Raw genomic sequence first — 20,829 nt, 5'->3', positions numbered from 1 at the left:
GCGCCCAGCCGTGACCATCACGGCCATGGCAACCATCTTCCTAGACGACTTCAACGGCTCCGGCAGTGTCGACGGACACGCGCCTGCCATTGGCGCAGGCGTCTGGCACCACTCGGATGGATACCCACCGGCGGCCACGAGCCTTGCAGGGGGTCAGGTGCAGCTCGGGGCCGGATTCAACCTGGTCTACGTGGACTTCGTCGGCTCCCAGGTTCTCACGGATGCAACGTTCGTTGCCGAGTTTGACTTCATCGGCTTAGAGGGCGTTGATGCCCGAGCCGAACTGGTGGGGCAGATGACGCTGGTCGAGAGTGAGGACGTGGAGCTGGAAGTGGGCGCCGCGCTCTACTACAGCCCTGGCAGTTCCCTGTACGACCCACCGCTGTGCACGGGCTATGCGTACGGGCCCGGCAGCGGAGGCTCTGCCGGAATCCGACCGGCGATCCCTTCGCCGGGCGTGCAGAGACATGTGCGACTCACGGCCAGCAACGGATCGCAGTCGGTGGAGCTCGACGGCATCCCCGTCTACTCTGGATCCGCCTCCCTGCCGCTCTCACCGAAGCTCAGGCTGACCTTCAAGCTGCTTGGCGCCTGGGCATTGAGCCGGGTGACCGTGCAGGGCCAGGCTGCGCCGCTGGCGTGGACCCGACTGGTGGAGGCGCAGGAGCGATGACCGATCCCGTCCGCATCGGGCCCTTCCCCGGAGGCGCCGACAACCGCCGCAGCGACGAGGAGCTGTGGAGCGAGCGGGGTGGTGCGCTGCTGCGCGCGGCTTCGAACGTCGACGTGACCGACGAAGGTCGGCTGCGCCGGCGCAAGGGCTTTGCTCTGGCCTCGGGCGAATCGGTGCCGCAGGATTTCCCGGTCGCACTGCCGATAGTCCGCACGCACTCCACCTCGGGCCAAGAGATCCTGTCCAACGACGATCTGCGCGACCTCATGAACCCGCAGCCGCGGGCATTGAGCTGCAAGCACTTCGGGCGGTATGTGGCGGCATTCGGGGACACGCTTTTCTTCAGCGATCCCTACCTCGACGGCGATGAATTCGGCCGCGGCGCGCGCACCACGGCGGACCGCAACTTCCTCCCCTTCCGTGGGCAGATCACTGCAGTTTTCTCCACCGACGATGGCCTCTACGTTGGCTCCGATGCCACGTACTTCATAGCGGGTGACGTGCAGGGCTCGGCACCGCTGCAGGTGCACCCCGCACAGATCATCCAGGGCAGCGTCACCGCCATTGCGAAGGAAAAGCGCTTCGCATGGATCTCCAGCCAAGGGCCGGTGACAGGGAGCGCAGGAGGGCAGGTAGAGGCCCTGGCCGCCGACCACCTGGAGACGGGATTCCTGCCGCCAACGCTGACCGGCACGTCGCTCTACCGAGTGGCCGGCGGCCTCCGGCAGCTTGTCATGACCCTGCACGGCGCGCCGGATGCCAGCGCTGCGGTGTCATCCGATTTCATGGACGCGGAGGTCATCCGCAACGAGGTGAATTATGGACATGGACATTGAACGTATCGCGGTGGTCTACCGGCTCCGCCATTTCAAGGGCAGCGAGCTCGTGCAGGAGGAAACGGCGACCAACTTGGTCCCGGCCGAGGGCGTCTCGCTGATCTCGGACGCGCTCTTCTTCGGCGCGGCCATCCCTGCCCAGTGGTACCTGGGCCTGTACAAGACCAACTACACGCCCACCCCTACGGTCAGCGCCGCGACCATCAACGCGCTGGCGGTGGAGTCCCTGGCCTACAGCCAAGGCACGCGCCCCGCATTCGTGCCGCAGAACGCCGGCGTGGGCGTGGTGAACAACGCGGCCTCCGTGGCGCAGTTCAACTTCTCGGCCACCGAAACCATCTACGGGGGCTTCCTGTCCTCGTCCCCCACCAAGGGTGCGCCCGCGGGCGTCCTGCTCTCGGTCGTCAAGTTCCCCACCGTCAAGAACGTCGATGCCACTTCGCGCCTGGAAGTGACCGGCGGTCTGACTCTCGTGTCTGCCTGAAAGGACCATCATGACCCTCAAACTCTCGACTGGTCTGCGCGACAAGCTGCTGGCACAGTCTTCCCTGAAAGCCCTGCTGGAAGCCGGCGACGGTGGCTGCATCCGCATCTTCACGGGCCCGGTGCCAAACACCGCGGATGCGGCCGAAACGGGCACCTTGCTGTGCGTGATCACCAAGGGCTCTGCGGCGAGCGGAACCCCTGGAAGCACTCTCACTTTCGAGGCAACGGCTGCCGGTGGCGTGCTCGCGAAGGACGTGGATGTCTGGTCCGGCGTCAATGTGGCAACGGGTCAGGCAGCCTATTACCGGCACGTGGCCACGGGCGACACCGGGGCGGCCTCTACCACCGAGGTGCGCATGCAGGGCGCCGTGGCCGTGCTCGGCGCGGAGCTCAATTTGAGCTCTGTGGCTCTTGTGAATGGCGCCACGCAGACGATCAACTCCTACTTCGTCGCAGCGCCGACGCTGTAGCCATGGCGGGGTTCACGCGCCGCGAAGGCGCCGATGACACCCGCGACGTGGTCGGTCAGGCCGGCGTCGGCCTGGACCACATGACACAGGCCCGCCCAGTCCTGGGCGGCAGTCTCACCACCGACAAGGCCGGCAACGGGATCGATGGGCACTGGACCCGGGTGACCTTTACCCCTGACCCGACCGACCCAGGCGAAACGCTTCTCGCGGCGGCCTTCGGAGACCCCTCATTCGCTGATCGGGGCGTAGAGACCGCTCCCTTCGTGGTCGAGCGCTCGCGGAACTTGGGCGCGGCCTTCCAGAAGACCAAGGTGGCCGCCAGCATCTGGCCACGGGGTGGCACCCCACCATCAGGGCCCTGCGTGACCTACCCGCTGGACGTTGCCGTCGGCGACGGGCAGCTCGCGATCAGCATCACCATCGACGGCGGGACGCCCCAGGCCATCAATCCCAAGCCCGACGCGCCAGGGTTGTACGTGTCATCGCTGCTCACCAATGTCTACTCGGTCGACATGGAGCGCCAGGCGCTGCGCCTGCGGTACGCCTTTCCTGCGCCGCGCTACGTGATCAACCACGACGAGACGCCCAGCAACCAGCCCTTCGTGCTGCCGTTCGCGCTGCACGGCCAGCCGGGCCGGGAGACCTGGGGTATCGGCTTCGTGGGCGCGAATTACGCCCGTCCCACGGGCTCGGGCAACTATTCCGCGGTGTTCTCCGATCCCCCGAAAATCGCGCTCTTCTCGGGCAACCGGGCGCCGGTGGTGCGCACGCTGCCCAGCACCGGCAACACCACGCTCGCTGACATTCCGTCTGCGGTCGGCCCCGGCGGCGCGCCTGTGATCGCCGACCACAATGACGCTTACCTCGCGCCCCTGGTGGTGGCCACGTCCAAGAAGAGCATGGTGGCGATCGTGGTGCGTGGCCGGGGCAACCTGGACCCCGCATCGCGGGACAGCAGCGGCACCCGGTTCGGATACCTCCCTTTGCCCTCGCCCAGGATCTACTGGACCGAGGACGAGGGCGTGACTTGGCTCGAGCGGCCCGGTGCCGGCTGGGACATGACCCTCTACCAGCCCTGGCAGCTCACGAGCGGGGGATTCACCATCGGGCAGAACCCCACGCTGACAAACCCCCAGGCGCTGCGAGCCGGGCTGCTGGGCGTGCCCTGGACGCCGGACTCTGCGCTGCTCGCGGGGTTCTTCATGGACGCGTCCAACGCGGCCCAGGGCGGCGCCTGGCGCATCTTCCGCGCGGGCAAGGATCTCACCGTGCAGGTGGCGGAGGTCGATGCGCCGGGGTACCAGATCGACCTGCGCAGCGCCTGTCGCCCCCGCGGCGCGGCCGTGATCAGCTACTACGCGCGCGCCCATCTCGACACCGCGCTCAACAACACCACGACGGGCGTGGTGGGGCCAGGGCAGCCGCCGAAGTACCTCACCGGTGAGTTCGCCTACCTCTACGCCCGCCTGTCGCTGGACGGTACGGTGCTGATCGATGACTCGGCAGGCTACCTGGAGCACGCGGGCGTCATCGTGGTGCTTGAGGACGGCACCGTCCTGCGGCGGCCATTCCCGTGGAGCCGGCTGCGCAGCGGAGCGTCGCCATCAGTGTTTTGCCTGGACAACGAGGGCCGCGCGATCGGGACCGCAGTCTACGAGCCGGCCACAGCCGGCCAGGAGGGAGGGTGGTACATCTACCGGTCGACCGATCTCGGGCAGACCTGGCGCCGCGCGGCCGTCCTCACCCGAAAGTGCCCGGCGCCGCGCATGGCCTATGACGGTGAAACGGGGCCGAGCTATCCACCGGAGCGCGCGGTGATCGCTGGCAAGCAGTACCGGCCCGACCAAGGCGACGAACTGGCCTACGTGAGCCCGAGCGTGGTCACCCCGTTGAGGTTTGAAGGCGCCGCGGCCCGCGCATACCCTGGCGCACCGTGGTTGTACCGATGAAAGCGCCCGATGCCTGGAACCCTGACGAAAAAGCTCATTGAGCGCACGACGGTCACGCCCGGCGCCCCAGGCACGCCCGGCAGCCCTGGCCAGCCCTACATCCCGCCCAGCGACTATGTGACCACTGCGGTCGTGTGCAACTGGGTGTTCCTCGGCACTGGGCAGTACTCGGACGATCGGACCCGCAACGAGATCGGCCGCACTGTACGGATCTGCCGTGAGGTCCAGGTGATCAACCGCTCGCCCGGCCAGCCGTACATCGCACCCACGCCCGGCACGCCGAGCACACCCAGTACTTCACGCACCGAACTGAACCTCGGGTGGACGGGCGGCGCGCACACGGTGGACGTGCTCACCGAGGATGGTGCATTCGCGTTCTCGGTGCCGCAGGCATCGGGCGCAGTGGTGGGGCTGGCGGCGAACGACTCCACGACGTCACCGGCAGAGGCGTCGCACGCACTGCAGTTCGGCTCCGGGCGGTATCGGGTGACCGAGGGCGGCATGTACCAGGGCGTCAGCGGCGTGCACGTGCCCGGCACCACGTACCGGATCAGCAGGTCGGCGGGCGTGGTGAAGATCTCTGCCGGTGGGGATGTGGTTTACACAAGCTCCACACCCAGCTCGGGGCCCGTCTCTCTGGATGCGGCGCTGTACGCCGCGGGCGACACTGTGGTCTACCTGGGCATGACGCAGAGCGCCGAAGGCCATGGTGCCGCCACGATGGAGCCGATCCAGGCCGCCGGCGGCGATCCCTATGCGAAGGGCACGGCCAGCCTGGGCGTGTTCAAGGCGTCGGGCGAGGGCTACGACATCTGGCGCGTGAACTCCTCAATCGGCCGATTCCTGTCCCGCGGCGGCGACTACGCCTATGGCGCAGGTGAGGGCGCTCTGGGCCTTTTCTCGGCGGCCGGCGAGGCGGGCTTCCCCGAACCGGACTTCGGGATCGGCACGGCGCGGCTGGCCCTGCTCCTGTCGAGCGGCCAGGGGCTCACCGGTGGCGTGGGTGGAGGTGGCGCGACGATGCAGACGTTGCTGGCGCTGGGCGCGGACGCGCCTTATGGCGCCTCGGGCTCAGCATCGGACATCGGTGCCGAATGGTTCGCGTTCGGCCAGGGCGGGCCGCTGGAGGATAAGGCGGAGATGCTCTCGCTGCTCGTGTGCGCCGATGGGCTGGCGCCGTTCACCTACCTTGCCATCTCCTTCACCAGCAGCGCGGCGGTCATCGGGAGCCTTGGCGTGCAGGCGGTGCTCTCCGCCACCATGGACTCGGGCGTGCTTGCCAGCTTCTCGGCCGGGCTGAGTAGCGTCCTGACTGCCCGCTTCGACAGCGAGATGGCGTTGAGCTCCCAAGCCGGCAACACCAAGTTCACCGGCAGCCGCCGCGCCGAGGACGCGAAGACCTGGGTCTTCAACTACGGCACGGGCGCCATGTCGGAGTACTCGGGCTTCGACTTCGACCAGATGTACGAGCGCGAGGGCCGCTACTACGGCACCCGCGGCACGGCCGTCTACCTGCTCGGCGGTGAGTCCGATGCCGGGGCGCCGATCGATGCGTTCGTCTCCTTCGGCAAACAGACGTTCGGCACATCGGCCCTCAAACACCTGCCCACGTTCTACGCGGGCTTGGCCTCCACCGGCGAGCTGCTGCTGCGCGTCAGCACGGGCAAGGAGACCTTCACCTACCGGCCGCGCCGCGTGGACGGCCACGCCAGGACGCAGCGCTTTGACCTCGGCCGGGGCCTGCGCGCCTCCTACTACGAGTTCGAGCTTTTCAACCAGGCCGGGGCCGACTTCGACCTCGACTCGGTGGAGTTCGTCGTGCTGCCCACCACCCGGAGGATCTGATGGCCGACTTTCCCGTCTTCGAGCAGGACCGGCTGACGCTTGGCAACGTCGTCAACAAGCTGGAGCAGGCGCCCCACACGCGGCAGGCCGCCCTGGACGTGATCATCGCCGCGGCCAAGCCCTACATCGACCGTGACCTCAGCGTCCAGTCTTCGACCTTCAGGGACTCGCAAGACTCCGGGTTCGCCTCGGGCTGGACATCGTTGCACGCCAGCATGGCAACGGGGGACGCGCAGCGCCTGGCCAGGGTGGCCGGCATGGACCTCGACGGCGCCGCGGTCGCGTTCTCGGATGCCTTCTTCGGCCCGCTGGGGCTGAGCCAGGGCGAGCGCAGCGCCATGATGCAGCGGCTGGCCAACATCTTCATCGACCCCCGTGAAGCCATCAGCGTGGTCGGCGACAAGCACTTTGCGCGCGCTGCGCAGCAGGCCCTGATGGACGCCGAAGTAGCGCGCGCCAAGGGGCTGGCCCGCGCCGGCGAGTACCTGGTGCCGACATATGCGCGCAACACAGCGGTGGACCGGGCGGACAACCGCATCGACACGCTGGCCACGGTGGCGCTCAGCGCCATGGAGCGACGATTCCTCGAGTTCGACCGTGGCCTGCAGGACGAGCTGGTCCAGATCCGGCTGCGTGCGGCCAAGGCGCTGTACGGGGAGATGGGCGAGGCGTTCGCGACCACGATGATGTTCACCGGGCAGGTGGCCGTGCCGGCATATGCGCGGGCCCAGGGCATCCGGCCGACGCAGGAGGACCTGGCCGGCCGGTACGCGCGCATCTACCAGACGGCGTTCGAGACCCGGGCCGGCAAGGTCGTCGCCAATGGTGAGCGCAACAACACCGCCATGCGCGAAACCTACGCGAGCTGGAAGCTGGACCACGACCTGAAGAACCAGGCTTTCGCGGAGGCCACGCGCGCCATCGTGGCCGCCGCCGGCGAGGTGTCCCGCCAACTGAGCGCCGCGCTCAACGCCGTCAGCGGCAGCGGCTCCATCGGCAGCTCCGGATCGCTGACCGAGCGCTGGAAGACCATCAACATCGATGAAAACGGGGTCGCGACATGAGCACGAGCTTCGTGGAGTTTGCGCAGACGGTGCTGGCGGAGGCCACCACGCTGGAGTCCACCTTCGCGGCCCAGGCCGGCGCGCTGGCCACCCGCTACAACGTGCCGCTGACCACGCCTGCAGCGCCCCGGCTCACCGATGAGCCCATGTACCGTGGCGATCAGTTCTCGACGGTCTCCGTGGCGCCTGGCCTCGGATCGGCAGTGCCGCCGGCACTGACCAATCGCCGGATCGACTTCGCCGCGCTGGGCTCTGCCGAGTACTCCGGCACCGTGCAGCGGGGGAAGACGTTCTTCGACAAGTGGTTCGGCACGCCCACCACCGACCAGTTGCTGTCCGACGCGTTGGCCAAGCTGGAAGGTGGCACGGTGTCCGGGCTGATGGAAGACTACATCGCCCTCAACCAGCAGGAGGCCAACGAGATCCGCCACCGGCTGATGCTGGCCCACCATCGGCAGGAGGATGAGATCCTGGCGGCCGGGGTTCGGCAGAACACGCCGCGGATGTCCGGCGCGGTGTACAACCAGATCGCCGTGCTGAAAGAGCGGACCCACGAAGCCATCCGGGACGAGCTGCGAAAGCTGGGTGGGGAGGGCCTGCAGCGAGAGTTCGCCCTCATGCTCGGGCTCATCGAGGAGCGCCTGCGGCTGAACCATGACGCCAAGCGTGCGCTCGCGCGGTGGGTCAGTGCGGTGGACGATCCCCTGTACGCCGCACAGGCTTCGCACGACGACGCTGCGCTGCGTGGCGCGGCGGCCGCGGCGGAGCAGGTGCAGGCCGTGGCCGCCCAGCTTGCCAACTTCGACCAGCGGGGCCTGGCGCTGGCCAGCACTGCACTGGGGGCCAAACGCGACCTGACCTTCGCGCCGGTGGTGTCGCAGCTGGACAAGACCAAGCTGCAGCTGGACTACCTGGTGTCCGACCTGCAGGCGCTGAGCGTGCAACTCGCGGGCTCCTACAACCGGCTCCGCGCGTCCTTCGGCGCGTCCTGGAGCAGCTCGGTCACGAAGAATATCAACCGCGAGGACGTGTAGCGGCACCCCCGATAGGGTTTGTGATGGGGCGTGGTGCGGGGGAGACTGCTGGCAATCTCCCGAAAGGACTCCCATGCACGGATTCACCCCTGCTGCGCAGCGCATGGCGCAGCTCCCCAAGCCCGGGCCCCGAGGCTTTGCCACTGGCGGCCTGATCCGCGGTCCGGGCACCGGCACCAGCGACTCCATCCCGGCCGAGGTGGCGCAGGGCTCCTACATCCTGCCGGCCGACACCACGCAGGACCTGGGCCTCGCCCCGGGCGGCGCCGCTGAGAAGCTGAGCAGCGGCGTGCCGGTGGCCCTGAGCAACGGCGAGTGGAACGTCACGCCAGAGCAGGTGCAGCAGATCGGCGCCAGCGTCCTGGACATCCTGCGCGGCGTCACGCACGAGCCCACCGAATCGGAAGGCGCGGCGAGCTCCGACCCCGCCGGCTTCGCGGGCCCTGAGGGCTTTGCCGACGGTGGGCTGGTGGACTCGCCCGCGGCGCGCGCGCTGGGTAGCGTCTCCCGCGTGGGCAACAGCTACAGCGGCGGCAACGTGGGCGGCGCGGTGACCATCAACGGCCAGGCTCCGGCCGGCACCTACTCGGAGAATCCGGCAGGATTCGCCCCGCGCGCGGCCGCCCCAGCAGTGCCGCAACCCCGGCCCTCGGCCGACATGACCACTCTGTCGTTCATCCCGCCGGCCCAGGCGGCACTGAGCACGCTCCCGGCCCGGCCCGGCTACGCCGACGGCGGCCTCGTCGATGACCCGCGCCGGCGCCCGAACAGCTTCGGCGATGTGGCTGCGGCCGCTGCCAGCCCGGGCGTCACGCAGGTGGGCGCCGCAGCGCCGCCCGCACCTGCGCCAGCGCCAGCGCCGTCCGCCGCGCAGCGCCTGGGATCGGTGGCCGACATCCCCACCGGCGGGATGCAGGCGCCGGCGGCGGACGGCTCGCAGAACAACCCCCTCACGAACAACGACGTAGGCCGCAACGCGCTGAACACGCTGTCGGCCCTGCCTGGAGCTGCGGGCTTTGCCGGGCGGGCGGCTGCGCCGACGGCGCGCGCTGTGGGTGGCGTGGCCCAGGCAGAACGCGCTGCGCCTGCGGCGTGGGAGGTCGTGCAGGAGGGGGGCGCTCTGGTCCGCAGTGGCGGGGACGCGGCCCAGCGGCTCGCCCAACTCGGCGGCAACTCTGGCGGCGCCCTGACCCGCGCCGCCGGCATGGCCCCTCCGAGCGCGGCGCAGCAGTTGGCAGCGCCTGCCGGCCAGCTGGCCCAGCGCGGCGCCAGCCAAGTCGGCGAGGCTGCGGGCTTCGCCGGCCGTGCCCGGCAGGCCACGCAATGGGCCGACGTTGTGGAGCCCGCGGCCCTCGGAGCGCCAGCCGCTTCAGGCGGTGCAGCGGCAGCGGGTGCCGGCGCAAGCGGGGTGGGGCGCGTAGCAGGCCTGGGCGCGGCGGGCGTGGGCGCCGCCGCCTTGCTTGGAGCGGACTCGCAGCCGGCTGGCGCTGCTGGTGTTCCGGCACCGGCCATTGCCGGCGCGCCACCTGCAGCAGCGCCAGCCCAACCATCGGCCGCCGCAATACTCGCCTCGCCACCGGTGACCCAGGGATTCATCACGCGCAACGGCAACAGCTATTCCGGCCCGGCCGGCATCTCGGGTGACGTCGACATCCGCAACGCCGACGGCACCTCGCGTTCGGCCCCTGCGGGCTTCGCGCCAGGTGGTGCGGCTGCGCAGCTCGCCACCTTGGCCGGCGGCGGCGTGCCCACGCCCGGCGCCATGGCCGCGGCTGACAACCTCGCGGCACGGTCCGCAACCGAATCGCTCGCCCGCCTCGGCCTTCCCGGCGCGCCAGCAGGGTTCTCCGGATCGATCGGGCAACCTGTGAGCAACGGCAATATGTGGGCTCGCACGCCCGAGCAGCAGCGCCAGGACGCTGCCACGCAGGCCACCTCCATCCAGCGCGGCACCGCAGCGCGCGGGCAGGCCGCCGTGGACAACTTCCGCGCGCAGGACATGATGGGCATTCGGAACGAGGGTGCTCTGGACGTGGCGCGCGTGCAGGACGGCGGCGCCACGGCGCGCGCCGGCATTCAGGAGCGGGGCGCCAACACCCGGGCGGCCATCGAGGCGCAGGGCCGGGTGGCCGCTGCGGCGCAGGGGCGGGCGGTTCAACAGGCCCCGGCAGGTTACCGGTGGACCGCAGGCGGATCGCTTGAGGCGATCCAGGGCGGCCCAGCCGATCCCAACGTCCGCGGCGCGCGCGCACCGCTGAACGACGTGCAGTCGAAGGCGCTGCAGTTCGGCACCCGGATGCAGACTGCTGGCCAGGTGCTTGATGGCCTCGCCGCCCAGGGCGTGGACCGACCGGGCGACATCAAGCGGGCGGCGGATTCCGTTGGCTTGGGCGCGGCCGCCAACTGGACTCAGAGCCCGCAGCAGCAGCAGGTCGAGCAGGCCCAGCGCGACTTCATCAACGCAGTGCTCCGGCGCGAGTCCGGCGCGGCCATTGCCGACAGCGAGTTCGCGAACGCACGGCAGCAGTACTTCCCCCAGGTGGGAGACACGCCCGAGGTGGTGGCGCAGAAGCGCCGCAACCGAGAGATCGCGACGAACGGAATCCTGGCCGAGGTGCCCGATGCAGAGAAGCGGGTGAACCAGGTGCTGAGTGGCACGCCGATCACCCCGAATTCCGGCGCCGCACCCGCGCCGCGGCCGGCCACCGCCGCGCCCGCTGCCGGCGGCTCCGTGCAGGTCTCGGACGCGGCCAGCTATCAGGCGCTGCCATCGGGCGCGCTGTACACCACGCCAAGCGGCGAAGTGCGGAGGAAGAAATAATGGCCAACCCATGGGACAACGACGAGATCGTTACGCCCGCGCCAGCGCCGGCCGCGCCCGCGCAAAGCATCGCGCGGCCACCAGCAGCACCAGCAGCACCAGCAGCGCGCGTGCCTTCCGCCGCGCCACCGCCAGCAGCGGCCGCCAACCCTTGGGATGCGGATGAGATCGTGACGCCGGCACCGGCGAAAGCACCGGCCCAACCCCAACGCACGCTTGGCGAGCAGGTCAGCCGCCAAGTCGGCCTCACGGCGCGCCACGCGATCAACGGCGTGGCTGCGCTGCCGGCCATGGCCGCCGATGCCGTCACAGGGGTGGCCAACACGGTACTCGACAAGACGAGAGGGCAGGGCAACGGCTTCCGTTTCCAAAAGTCCGCCCAGGCGCTGGACGACACGCTGACCAACCTGGGGCTGCCCACCCCCGAGACGGCGCAGGAGCGCTTGGTGGGCGATGCAACCTCCGCCCTGGCCGGTGCCGGCGGCGTGATGAAGGCGGGCCAGGCCCTGGCCAGAGGCGCAGCTTCGAACACCACTACCCGGGCTGTCGGCAACGCGCTCGCTGCTGATCCGGCTCTCCAGGCAACCAGCGCAGTGACCAGCTCCACTGCCGCCGGCGCAGTGCGTGAGAACGGTGGTGGCGCGGGCGCGCAACTGGCCGCGGGGTTGTTGGGGGCGGCTGCGCCAAGTGCTCTCACCGCCTCCACCCGTCGTGTGGCCATTTCAGGTGGTGCCCAGGTCCGCGAAGCTGCACAGAAGGCGAATGCCGCGGGATATGTCATACCGCCCGCCGACTTGTCGCCGGGCCCGCTGACCGAGACCCTTTCGGCCATTTCAGGCAAAGTGAAAACCGCTCAGGTGGCCAGCGCGCGCAACCAGACGGTATCCAACGGCTTGGCACGAAAGGCCCTTGGCATAGGTGATGACGTCCCGCTTGACTTCGACACTCTGGAGGGCATCCGGCGTACCGCAGCGCAGGCGTACGCTCCTGTGGCCAGCTCCGGGACGGTCGTTCCTGGCAAATCGTACGGCGCAGCCCTCGATCGCGCCCTGAGCCCTTTCACCAGCCAGGGCAGTTCCTTTCCTGGGGCCAGGGTTCCCAAGGTCGTGGACGATATCAACGCGCTTCGGACGGGCCAGTTCGACGCCGGCGACGCATTGAACATGATCCGCACCATGCGCGAGTCGGCGGACATCTCTTACAGGGCCGGCGAAGCGCTGGCTGGCAAGGCGTACAAGCAGGCCGCCGGGGCTCTCGAAGATGCGGTCGAGGGCCACCTGAAAGGGCTCGGGCAGCCGGGCGGCGATTTGTTGAAGAACTTCAGGGATGCGCGGCAGACCATCGCCAAGACTTACAGCGTTCAGAGCGCCCTGAACAACGAAACTGGGGCTGTGAACGCGATCAAACTCGCGTCCGAACTCGCGAAAGGAAAGCCGCTCACCGGCGAATTGCGAACCATCGCTGAGGCGGGTCGTGCGTTCCCGAAAGCCACCCAGGCATTGAAAGAGGCACCGAAGGCCAACAGCGTACTGGACGCTGCCACGGTGCTGGGGACTGGAATTGCGACGGGAAGCCCGTTGGCCTTGGGCCTATTCGCTGCTCGTCCTGCAGCGCGCAGTGTGCTGCTTTCCAAGATTGCCCAGGGCAAGGCTGTGAGGAATGCAGGTACCACCAGTCAGGCTGTACCGGAGTCAGCGCCTGGGATCGCTGCGAACGCGACAGCGCAAAGTTCAGACGGAGATTCGCTGGATGGTGTGGTCTACAAGAACCGGATACAGGCCGGCGCTGCGGCGCGTGCGGCGGGTGGTTCTGTGGTGCAGGTACCTGGTGGTTTTTCAGTCAGCCGCCCTTGATGCGGCCTCTGAGCAGGAAATAGAGGGCAGCTACGACGATCGCCCCCGTGCTGCCCACCACAGCGCTGACGCCGAGAAAGAAAATGCTCAGCGCCGCCACTGCTGCCAGTACGAAGACGATGGCATAGGCATCCGCACCGAGGTTCTGCCAAAAGTGCTCTTGATCGCGCGCCTTCCTGAGAAGGCGTTCGGACTCTTCCAAATCGCGCGGCGGCTGGTATGACATGCGCGCACTGTATCAGGCTCGCTCACCCTTGTGGGGTTCGCAATGGAGCGCGGTTTAAACCACCATCCCTTCCATGAATTTGCACACTCTAGTTTGGGACGCCCGGGCTGCCCTTAAGCGTATGGCCACCGATGTACGCCTTGCAACGATGGCAGACATACTTGGATGGATGTCCTTCACGTTGAAGGATGCTTATTACCTGCTGCTCAAAACAGTTTGTGCACGCCCAATGAGGTGGGCTTGCAGGCTGCATGCTTGGCTTCGACGCGTACACAAAAAGCCCAACTCCCGGAGAATGCAACTCGTAATTCTGGGATTTTGCTTCCCAGTTTTTCAGCTTACTAACTTCTTCGGCAAGATTTTGCTTGTCGCGCAAGAGCGCCAATTTCTCCTCCGCGCCGCTCGCGTTCGCGATAAGGGCTTCTGACAGCTTCTCTTGTAATGCAGTGGCGGCGTTCATTAACTCACCATACACCGCCAGCTGATCCAATTGTCTCAGCAGTGCGGTAAGACTCCGGGAACTGCTGATGGCCTCGGCAATTTCGTTTGCCATGGCTAGCAAAAGGACTGAAGTGCGGCTGCAGCTACCGTGGCGATAAGGGGATGCCGCAGGAACTGCGCCAAGAGCCCTTTTGCTTCAGCCTTTTCTTCCTCTGTCCCCTTGCTTGAGTCAATGATCTTCACGAGTTCCTGCACGCTGTGCTGGATAGTTAGTTGATTGTTGTCGCCTATCACCACGTTGGACGAACCTGTGATGTTGATGTTTTGCCCAGCCATAAGATCAATCCTCAAATCTGGTGAACTGCCGGACTCTACGACGTCAATGCCTCGCGCAGATATTCGACAGGCGACTAATTTCCTACTGCCTTCGATAAATTCCACGATTTTGGCATCGACAAATTTGTGCTCTTGAAGTTGGACACATATGCGAATCAGGTCCAAGTCGCTTATCGGTGGCTTGAGTCGCTCCCCCGCTGGCAAGTAATGGTGATCGCCACGATGCGCGTAGAGGTCGTTAAGGACCAATCCCCGAAGTTGAACGTCGTTCATTTCCATCCTCCTTTTTTTGGCACTGTAGCAGCCCCCCGGTAGGGTTCGCCATCTGTCACGCCGGCCGGCAAAGTGCCGGTCATGACCACCCCGGCCAAGCTCAAGCTCACCATCTACCAGGGCGCCACGTTCCGCCGGCGCCTGCAGTGGCTGCAGCCGGACCGCACGCCGATGGACCTCAGCGGATGCACTGCCCGAATGCAGGTGCGCGCCGAGGTGGAGTCTCCCGCCGTACTGCTGACCCTCACCACGGAGGATGGCCGGATCGCCCTTGGTGGCACGGCCGGCACCATCGATCTGATCGTCTCGGACGGAGATACGGCGCCGCTCGCCTGGGGCTGTGGGGTCTGGGATCTCGAGATAGCGCACCCCGGCGGCGATGTGACCCGTCTGGCCCAGGGCTCTATCTCTGTTTCCCCGGAGGTCACCCGTGTCTGACCTGGTTGTCGTCGAGGAAACGCAGATCCTGGCGGAGCAGGCCGACAGCTCGATCCTGGCCGAGGAGTTCAAGACCACCGAAATACTGGCCGTGGCGGAGCAGGGCCCGCCGGGGCCGCGCGGGCTGCCGGGGCCGGAGGGCGGCGCCACGCTGGTGACCGTCGGCGCCGTGCCACTCAGCGGCCACAGTGCGGTGGCCTGCAACAGCGCCGGCCTGCTGGTGCCCGCCGACAGCACGAATCCATCTCACCGCGGCGCCGTGCTAGGGCTCGTGGCGGACGCATACAGCCCTGGCGACGAGGCCGTGGTGCAGACCGCCTACGTGCTGGAACACGCCGGCTGGACCTGGGCGCCCGGTCCGGTGTTCGTCGGCACGGCCGGTCAGCCCACTCAGACCCTCCCCATTGGCGCGCTGTTCAGCCAGGCGCTTGGCCAAGCCCTTTCCGCCACGCGCGTTCTCGTGGACGTGCAACCCCCCATCACCATCGCATAGGAGCCGACCATGCCCGCCAAGACTTTCATCCGCCTCATCAACGGCATCCTGACCCGCGTTTCTGGCGTGGTGGTTTCCACGGGCGCCGCCAACGATGGCGACATCCCAGCGCTGGACGCCACGGGTCGCCTGGACCTCAGCGTCATGCCGGTGGGCATCGGGGCGGACACGGCGTCGATCACCGCGAGCGAGGCGCTCGCCGCTGGCGACTACGTCAACATCTGGAACAACTCCAGCGCCTTCGCCGTGCGAAAGGCCGACGCTACGGTGGCCGGAAAGGAGGCCCACGGGTTCGTGATCTCCGCCGTGTCGAGCGGCGCCGCGGCGACGGTGTACTTTGAGGGCACCAACACCCAGGTGACAGCCCAGACGCCGGGCCCGGTGTTCCTGCAGACCACGGCGGGGAAGGGCGCGGCGACCGTGCCGGCGGCGACGGGCAACGTCGTGCAGAACCTGGGCTACGCCACCAGCGCCACGTCGGTGAACTTCCAGTCCCAACTTCCCATCGTCCTGGCCTGATCGATGGCAGATCGCCGCGCACTTGTTCTTGTCAGCGGAGGCCCACGCGAGCTGGCGGCCGATGATCGCCTGCTCGGCTACCGACGCTACTACGAACAGGAGGCCGCGCCGAGCGATGCCCGCGCCGTGGGCGACCTGTGGCGCAAGACCAGCGCGGACGGTACCGGCGGGGTGATGTACGAGTGGTACATCGGCACCAGCTCCTCGTGCTGGGTGGCCTGGGAGAACGCGGACGAGTCCGCGGCGCCCTACCTCACCAGCGGGGATGTGGAGATCACGGACGCCACGAAAGGCCTGATCCTGCGCTCGCCCAACGGCACGCGTTGGCGGGTCACCGTCAACAACTCGGGCGCCCTCGTCGTCGCATCGCTATGACCATCACCCGATCTCCCTTGCAAGTGCCCACCACGGCCGACCTGCGGCTGCAGCCGGTGGATGCGGATGTGCTGGTGCTGACGGTGTGCGACACGGTGCTGGGCGATGACAGGGGCGGCCTCTACCGCTGGGACCCCACCAGTACCGCAGCGGAAGACCCGGCATTCCTCAACGTGGTGGCCTCCAGCTACACCGCCTTGGGCCGCTGGCTGCGTTTCGCGCAGCGCGTGCGCCAGCTCCCGCAGGGTGTGCTGACCAACCTTTGGGGCGTGAAGACCCTGATCGCGAGCGGCGTGGTCAGCAGCTCCAGCGATTGCGCGTTCAACCTGACGCTGGACAACACCACCACCGGCGAGGCCATCTTCACGGAGGTTTGGGACAACCGCGCGTACAGCAAGGGCACCGCCTCGGCCCCCGCCGGGGCGGTCATGTCATACCCGAAGGCGCTGGCCGGCAACCTGAAGACGGTCACCCACGGGTTCTACAAGGCCAACATCGTGACCATCACCCTGAGCCTTGTGTATTCGCCTTTCATGGCCGCCGACCCCGGTAGCGCGGTGGGCCTGACGATCACGGGGAAGTGACATGGCCGCGATCGACTTTCCCGCCAGCCCGACCGTGGGGCAGACATCGAACAGCGGGCGTTTCACCTGGAACGGCACAGGGTGGGTGCGCACAAAGACGCCGACCGTGATCCCGATCGCCCAAGGCGGTACCGGGTCCTCCACGGCTGCCGGCGCCCGTGCTGCGCTGAGTGTGCGCGAGCAGCTCATGGCTGCCCGGACGTACTACGTGCGCACCGATGGCAACGACAGCAACACTGGCCTGGCCAACACCGCGGGCGCGGCGTTCCTGACAATCCAGAAGGCCGTGGACGTGGCCGCCACGCTCGACAACGGAGGCTTCGACGTCACGATCTCGGTCGGCGCGGGGACTTACGCCGCGGGCTTCCGCCTCCGGTCGTTCGTGGGGAGTGGGAAGATCATCGTCACCGGCGCCGCGGCCGACCTCACCAGTACCGTGATTTCGGTGACGAGTGGGTCCTGCGTGATTTCGGAGGCTCCTACCGCGGGCAACTACCGGATCCAGTACCTCAAGATCCAGACCACGACATCGGGCTACGGCATCGTCCTCTACGGCGGGGCCAATTACCTCGAAATCAGCAACATCAACGTCGGGGCCTGCGCCAGTGGTCAGATCACCATCGGCAACGGGTCGACGGTCAACGCGTTCGGGGCAAGCTACACGATCTCCGGCAACTCGCCCACGCACATTGACGCATCCGATGGGGGCGTCTTCCGAGGCCAGTTCGGCGCTGTGACTTTGAGCGGCGCTCCTGCATTCGGCTCGTGCTACGCCAACGCCGCGCGCCTGGGGCTGGTGACGATCTTCTCGACGACCTTCACGGGATCCGCATCTGGCGCGCGCTACCTGGTCAGCACCAACGCTGTCATCTTCACGGCCGGTACCGGCGCGAGTTACCTCCCCGGCAGCACGGCTGGCTCCACCACGACTGGAGGACAGTACGCATGACGATCTACCAGTTGACCAACGAAGGCTATGTCATCCGGGACGGAGATACCAAGGTGCCGACTGTGGACCTGCCGGGCAATCCGAACACGAACCCTGACTTTCTGGCCTACAAGGCCTGGCTGGCAGCCGGCGGAGTGCCGCTCCCCGCCATCGCCGGCCCCGCCGTGGTTCCGGCCTCGGTGACGATGCGGCAGGCCAGGCTGGCGCTGCTCGCCGCCGGCAAGCTGCAACTGGTGGAGTCCGCGATCGCTGCGTTGCCGGATCCCCCGCAGACGGCCGCCCGCATCGAGTGGGACTACAGCAACGAGGTGCTGCGGCACAACGGGTTCGTTGCCATGATCGGGCCGTCGATCGGCCTGGACGCTGCCGCCCTGGACGCGATCTTCATCGCCGCGGAGAAGCTGTGAAACTCGCCTCGTACCGCTCCACCCGCCCGGGTCTGCAGGGCCTGGCCAACCGCGCCATTCGCCTGCGTCTTCGCGGCCCACACAGCCACACGGAGCTGGTCTTCGAAGCCGGTGATGGCGTGGGTCACCTGATGCCCGACGGCACGTGCGAGCCGGACGCCCACGGCGCGCTGTGGTGTGCATCGAGTGTGGCCTCGGAAGTGCTGCCTGCTCACTCAGCGCGCCGCGCAGGCAGAAGCGGTGGCGTGCGCCTCAAGCGCGTGGTGCTGAACGGCGATCGATGGGACGTGGTGCCGGTGGCTGGGAACGCGCGGGCCGCAGCCGAGTGGTTCCTCGCCCACGAGGGGGCGCTCTACGACTGGCAGCTCATCCTGGGGTTCGTGGCGTGGGTGGTGCCGGGCAAGGCCTCGCGCTGGTCCTGCTCGGAAGCTGTGGCTGCTGCGCTGGGCTACTCCGACCCCTGGAGACTCGACCCGTGCGTCCTGCATGCGGTCACGGCCCGTGGCGCCCCCCTGTAGGGTTCGCGCGATTTCCCGCCTCCCGGAATCATCCGGGGCATGAAAATCGAAACCATCGAGCAGGTCGCCTCCATAGGCAACAAAGCCACCCTGGTCGGTGGGGCAGCGGGCGGCGTTGCCGCCTTTTTGGAATCCAACGCTGTAGGGCTGCTGGGCGTGCTGGTCGCCCTGTTTGGCGTGCTGGTCAACGTGCACTTCAAGCGCAAGGCGGCCCGGCTGCGTGTCGACCTGGCCGAACTCGAGAAGGAAGAGATCCGTGCGCGCATCCGCCTGATGAATGCCACGGGCGTGCCCGTCATCCCTGTTCCGGCCGACATCGCGCGGCAAGTCTCCACCGACTTCGGCGAGCTGGAAGCGGAGCAGGGCAAATGAGCGATTCCAAGATCCCACCCGCTCTCGTGAAGAGCCTCTCTGCGTTGGTTGTCATGGCCGGCCTGGGCAGCGGCTCCTACTACGCCGGCAAGGCCACCGAGGCGGCCCAGCGGGACGAGTACGTCCAGACCGTGGCAGCGGACCCCGAGACCAGCGCCGGGGTCAAAGTGGCTATGGTCATGGGCAGCTACTACGAGAGCAGCGGCAAGCACATCGGCACGCCCTACATCGACCGCAACGGGAAGGGCGAGCCGCTGACCGTCTGCAACGGCGTCACGGGCCCAGCGGTGGTGCCGGGTAAGTGGTACGGCCCGGGGGACTGCTACAGGCTGGAGAGGGCTCGGTACATCCAGGCCGAGCGCGATGCATCTCGACTGCTGGTGCGCTGGAGCACTTACGACCCGTTCGTCCAAGGCACGTTCATCGACTTCACCTGGAACAAGGGAGCGGCGAATTTGGCCTCCAGCACCATGCTGCGCAGAGCGAACGCGGGCGACCTCGAAGGCGCATGCCGCGAGAACCCTCGCTGGAACCGCGGCACGGTCAAGGGCGTGTCCACGGTACTGCCCGGCCTGCAGATCCGAGGCGACTCCAATGACGAGATCTGCCGCAGCTGGAGGGTGACTCGGTGATCCCATCCCTCTACACCCACCTCATCGCGGCAGGCGCCGCCTTGGCCATCGGAGCGTCCGGCGCGGCCTACGTGCAGGCGCAGCGCTACGGCCTGCAGATCGAAACCCTCAAGCACAAAACCACCACCGAAGAGCTGGCCGGCGAACGACAGGCCGTGAAAGACATGGCCGCTTTCCAGAAAGGACTGAACGATGCACTCGCCAATTTCCAAGCCACCGGGAAGCGCAACGCTGCGGCGCAGCAAGACCTGGACCGCAGCCTTCGCGATCTGCGCGGCACTACTGCAGGGCTGCGGGGCGACTTTGCCGACCTGCCGGCCCGGCTCGAGCGAGCTTCCAGCGCCGCCCGAGCTGAGTACGTCACAGCCTGCACAGCCGCCTTCGAGGACCTGGCAGCTGCAGGTGGAAGACTGGCAGAAGGTGGTGCAGCAATCGCGCGACAAGCTGAAGGGCACGCGGCTGATGCTCGACTGATGCAGCAGGCCTGGCCCAAGAAACCGAGCCAGCCGGCAGCTGGCGCCACCGAAAGCAAACCATGAACGACAAAATCATCGAGCAAGAAATCCAGGCCAAGGGCAAGACCGCTGCGCGCGTGACGCCGGCAGACCTGCAGGCGAATATCGAAAGTTGCTGGTACTTCACCGCTGCTCAGGGTGTTGAAGGCGCCGCAGCAGACGGCACGCCGTACGAGGCGCAGCCGCCTGTGCATGCTGGCTCGCCACTGCGTCTGCTGACATTCTGCATGCTCGTGCTCAAGAACGGCTTTATCGTCACGGGCGAATCGGCTTGCGCCAGCCCGGAGAACTTCGATGCCGAGATCGGCCGCAAGATCGCGCGCCAAAACGCCGAGCAAAAGATCTGGCCGCTGATGGGCTACGAATTGCGCAGCAAACTGGCCGCCGGCTGACCGGCCGCCGCGGAAAGGATGCCCGCCGTGCGCGGGCTTTTTTACTGGGGGAGGGGGTGTGGGGTGCCGTCGTGCGCGATCAGCACGCCGGTGGACGAAGCCTCGACTTCGATGATGACGCCGAGGAACTTGTCGGTGCGCAGCGGAGCGTCGGCAGGCTTGCCCTGGCCGATGCCGGCGATCCGCTGCATCTCGCGCAGCTCCAGGTTCTGAGCGGGCGAGAGGATGACCTTCTTGGGATATGCGTTGTTGTGGGCCTGCCAATGGGCCCGGATGGCGTCGGTGATGCTCTGGTGGATGCTGCTCATCGGCATATTTTGCCGGGTCG

General features: G+C 67.5%; 26 protein-coding genes. 22 read left to right on the top strand and 4 right to left on the bottom strand.

Annotated elements, in window-relative coordinates; genetic code table 11:
- Positions 1–10: 10 nt before the first annotated feature.
- The 10 genes from AVME950_RS02270 to AVME950_RS02225 all read left to right on the top strand — a co-directional run bounded on the left by AVME950_RS02270 (position 11) and on the right by AVME950_RS02225 (position 13,031).
- On the top strand, positions 11–673 hold the full coding sequence (locus tag AVME950_RS02270; protein ID WP_284428596.1) for a hypothetical protein: 663 nt from the start codon (positions 11–13) through the stop codon (positions 671–673).
- A complete protein-coding gene (locus AVME950_RS02265) occupies positions 670–1,509 on the top strand; it encodes a hypothetical protein (RefSeq protein ID WP_284428595.1) in 840 nt (279 codons plus the stop codon). Before AVME950_RS02270 ends, AVME950_RS02265 begins: the two co-directional genes overlap by 4 nt.
- Positions 1,499–1,993, top strand: a complete 495-nt coding sequence (locus tag AVME950_RS02260) for a hypothetical protein (protein ID WP_284428594.1) — start codon at positions 1,499–1,501, stop codon at positions 1,991–1,993. Before AVME950_RS02265 ends, AVME950_RS02260 begins: the two co-directional genes overlap by 11 nt.
- A 10-nt stretch (positions 1,994–2,003) precedes the next feature.
- Positions 2,004–2,465, top strand: coding sequence for a hypothetical protein (locus tag AVME950_RS02255; protein WP_284428593.1), 462 nt, complete (start codon positions 2,004–2,006; stop codon positions 2,463–2,465).
- Positions 2,466–2,827: 362 nt separating this feature from the next.
- The gene (locus AVME950_RS02250; RefSeq protein ID WP_284428592.1) at positions 2,828–4,414 is read left to right on the top strand and encodes a hypothetical protein; all 1,587 of its coding nucleotides are present in this window, start codon (positions 2,828–2,830) and stop codon (positions 4,412–4,414) included.
- A gap of 9 nt (positions 4,415–4,423) precedes the next feature.
- Entirely contained in the window at positions 4,424–6,259 is a 1,836-nt protein-coding gene (locus AVME950_RS02245) for a hypothetical protein (RefSeq protein ID WP_284428591.1), read from the top strand.
- Positions 6,259–7,323: a hypothetical protein gene (locus AVME950_RS02240; protein WP_284428590.1), complete on the top strand. Its 1,065-nt coding sequence runs from the start codon at positions 6,259–6,261 to the stop codon at positions 7,321–7,323. Before AVME950_RS02245 ends, AVME950_RS02240 begins: the two co-directional genes overlap by 1 nt.
- Positions 7,320–8,357 (top strand): hypothetical protein, encoded by a 1,038-nt coding sequence (locus tag AVME950_RS02235; RefSeq protein WP_284428589.1) that lies wholly within the window; start codon positions 7,320–7,322, stop codon positions 8,355–8,357. The genes AVME950_RS02240 and AVME950_RS02235 overlap by 4 nt, the downstream gene beginning before the upstream one ends.
- Before the next feature lie 73 nt (positions 8,358–8,430).
- Positions 8,431–11,178: a hypothetical protein gene (locus AVME950_RS02230; RefSeq protein WP_284428588.1), complete on the top strand. Its 2,748-nt coding sequence runs from the start codon at positions 8,431–8,433 to the stop codon at positions 11,176–11,178.
- On the top strand, positions 11,178–13,031 hold the full coding sequence (locus tag AVME950_RS02225) for a hypothetical protein (RefSeq protein ID WP_284428587.1): 1,854 nt from the start codon (positions 11,178–11,180) through the stop codon (positions 13,029–13,031). The genes AVME950_RS02230 and AVME950_RS02225 overlap by 1 nt, the downstream gene beginning before the upstream one ends.
- On the opposite strand, the gene AVME950_RS02220 is transcribed toward AVME950_RS02225, so the two are convergent.
- The 3 genes from AVME950_RS02220 to AVME950_RS02210 form a co-directional block, all read right to left on the bottom strand.
- Positions 13,018–13,257, bottom strand: a complete 240-nt coding sequence (locus AVME950_RS02220; protein ID WP_284428586.1) for a hypothetical protein — start codon at positions 13,255–13,257, stop codon at positions 13,018–13,020. The two genes, AVME950_RS02225 and AVME950_RS02220, sit on opposite strands and share 14 nt — an antisense overlap.
- 88 nt (positions 13,258–13,345) lie before the next feature.
- Positions 13,346–13,810: a hypothetical protein gene (locus AVME950_RS02215; protein ID WP_284428585.1), complete on the bottom strand. Its 465-nt coding sequence runs from the start codon at positions 13,808–13,810 to the stop codon at positions 13,346–13,348.
- 2 nt (positions 13,811–13,812) lie between these two features.
- Positions 13,813–14,307, bottom strand: a complete 495-nt coding sequence (locus tag AVME950_RS02210) for a hypothetical protein (protein WP_284428584.1) — start codon at positions 14,305–14,307, stop codon at positions 13,813–13,815.
- Between the two features lie 81 nt (positions 14,308–14,388).
- Between AVME950_RS02210 and AVME950_RS02205 the strand changes: the two genes are divergently transcribed.
- From AVME950_RS02205 to AVME950_RS02150, 12 genes are read left to right on the top strand one after another with little or no spacing between them, the layout of a single operon-like run.
- Entirely contained in the window at positions 14,389–14,745 is a 357-nt protein-coding gene (locus AVME950_RS02205) for a hypothetical protein (RefSeq protein ID WP_284428583.1), read from the top strand.
- Positions 14,738–15,238: a hypothetical protein gene (locus AVME950_RS02200; protein WP_284428582.1), complete on the top strand. Its 501-nt coding sequence runs from the start codon at positions 14,738–14,740 to the stop codon at positions 15,236–15,238. Before AVME950_RS02205 ends, AVME950_RS02200 begins: the two co-directional genes overlap by 8 nt.
- 9 nt (positions 15,239–15,247) lie before the next feature.
- A complete protein-coding gene (locus tag AVME950_RS02195; RefSeq protein ID WP_284428581.1) occupies positions 15,248–15,757 on the top strand; it encodes a hypothetical protein in 510 nt (169 codons plus the stop codon).
- Between the two features lie 3 nt (positions 15,758–15,760).
- Positions 15,761–16,132, top strand: coding sequence for a hypothetical protein (locus AVME950_RS02190; protein WP_284428580.1), 372 nt, complete (start codon positions 15,761–15,763; stop codon positions 16,130–16,132).
- Positions 16,129–16,716: a hypothetical protein gene (locus AVME950_RS02185; protein WP_284428579.1), complete on the top strand. Its 588-nt coding sequence runs from the start codon at positions 16,129–16,131 to the stop codon at positions 16,714–16,716. Before AVME950_RS02190 ends, AVME950_RS02185 begins: the two co-directional genes overlap by 4 nt.
- Position 16,717: 1 nt before the next feature.
- Positions 16,718–17,665 (top strand): hypothetical protein, encoded by a 948-nt coding sequence (locus tag AVME950_RS02180; protein ID WP_284428578.1) that lies wholly within the window; start codon positions 16,718–16,720, stop codon positions 17,663–17,665.
- Positions 17,662–18,072, top strand: a complete 411-nt coding sequence (locus AVME950_RS02175) for a hypothetical protein (RefSeq protein ID WP_284428577.1) — start codon at positions 17,662–17,664, stop codon at positions 18,070–18,072. Before AVME950_RS02180 ends, AVME950_RS02175 begins: the two co-directional genes overlap by 4 nt.
- A complete protein-coding gene (locus AVME950_RS02170; RefSeq protein ID WP_284428576.1) occupies positions 18,069–18,590 on the top strand; it encodes a hypothetical protein in 522 nt (173 codons plus the stop codon). Before AVME950_RS02175 ends, AVME950_RS02170 begins: the two co-directional genes overlap by 4 nt.
- 39 nt (positions 18,591–18,629) lie before the next feature.
- Positions 18,630–18,962 (top strand): holin, encoded by a 333-nt coding sequence (locus AVME950_RS02165; protein ID WP_284428575.1) that lies wholly within the window; start codon positions 18,630–18,632, stop codon positions 18,960–18,962.
- A 26-nt stretch (positions 18,963–18,988) separates the two neighbouring features.
- Entirely contained in the window at positions 18,989–19,594 is a 606-nt protein-coding gene (locus tag AVME950_RS02160) for a lysozyme (RefSeq protein WP_284428574.1), read from the top strand.
- On the top strand, positions 19,591–20,133 hold the full coding sequence (locus tag AVME950_RS02155) for a hypothetical protein (protein ID WP_284428573.1): 543 nt from the start codon (positions 19,591–19,593) through the stop codon (positions 20,131–20,133). The genes AVME950_RS02160 and AVME950_RS02155 overlap by 4 nt, the downstream gene beginning before the upstream one ends.
- Positions 20,130–20,501, top strand: a complete 372-nt coding sequence (locus AVME950_RS02150) for a Gp49 family protein (RefSeq protein WP_284428572.1) — start codon at positions 20,130–20,132, stop codon at positions 20,499–20,501. The genes AVME950_RS02155 and AVME950_RS02150 overlap by 4 nt, the downstream gene beginning before the upstream one ends.
- Before the next feature lie 41 nt (positions 20,502–20,542).
- Here AVME950_RS02150 and AVME950_RS02145 read toward each other — a convergent pair whose 3' ends face one another.
- Positions 20,543–20,809: a hypothetical protein gene (locus AVME950_RS02145; protein ID WP_284428571.1), complete on the bottom strand. Its 267-nt coding sequence runs from the start codon at positions 20,807–20,809 to the stop codon at positions 20,543–20,545.
- Between the last annotated feature and the right edge of the window lie 20 nt (positions 20,810–20,829).

The organism is Acidovorax sp. SUPP950 (assembly GCF_030158935.1).
Classification (GTDB): Bacteria; Pseudomonadota; Gammaproteobacteria; order Burkholderiales; family Burkholderiaceae_C; genus Paracidovorax.
The sequence above is the reverse complement of the archived record's forward strand: the minus strand, read 5'-3'. Positions and strand labels throughout refer to the sequence as shown.